The sequence below is a fragment of the Candidatus Thiosymbion oneisti genome, from assembly GCF_900092655.1.
GTDB lineage: Bacteria > Pseudomonadota > Gammaproteobacteria > Chromatiales > Chromatiaceae > Thiosymbion > Thiosymbion oneisti.
In genome coordinates this window covers 1-507 of the sequence record NZ_FLUY01001809.1, presented here as the reverse complement: position 1 = coordinate 507, position 507 = coordinate 1, and the positions used below count along the sequence as shown (strand labels likewise).

Here is a 507-nt window from a genome sequence, read left to right as displayed (position 1 = left end):
CGCTCGATCTTCTTGAGTTCGGTTTCCAAACGCTTCTTGGTCTTGATGCTGGCGTCACTGGCGCTGGCCTGGAAAAACGAGCCGTCGATACCGATGGTTTCTCTGCCCACCAGCTCGAGTTCTTGGCACAGCACGATGAAATCACGGTTGGCCGCACGCAGGGCGGTCCCGTTCACGCGCCGAAACTCAGCGATGGTGCGGTAGCTTGGGACTAATCCCTCCTGCAGCCAGCTCAACTCCAGGTTGCGCCGGCACTCACGCTCCAGACGCCGGGAGCTGCGCACCCGGTTGAGATCGCCGTAAACATATAGCTTGAGGAGCGCGCCAGGATCGAACGCCGGCTGACCGGGCGTGAGCTCACCCGTCGCATTGGTAAACCCCAACGCCGGCAGGTCGAGTGTATCGACGTAGGCGTCGACCGCCCGAACGCGGTTGGTTTCGCTGACCTAGTCTTCAATCCGGGCGGGCAGGCGTGCGGCCTGGGCACGGGCGACGCCTGGCTTGTAA

The 507-nt window shown here is 62.5% G+C and carries 1 protein-coding gene; it reads right to left on the bottom strand.

Features of this window, described 5'->3' with window-relative positions; all coding sequences use genetic code 11:
• Nucleotides 1-383, bottom strand: a 383-nt coding sequence (locus tag BQ17_RS19275; protein ID WP_141699384.1) for a transposase, incomplete at its 3' end; no start/stop codon positions are given.
• Between the last annotated feature and the right edge of the window lie 124 nt (nucleotides 384-507).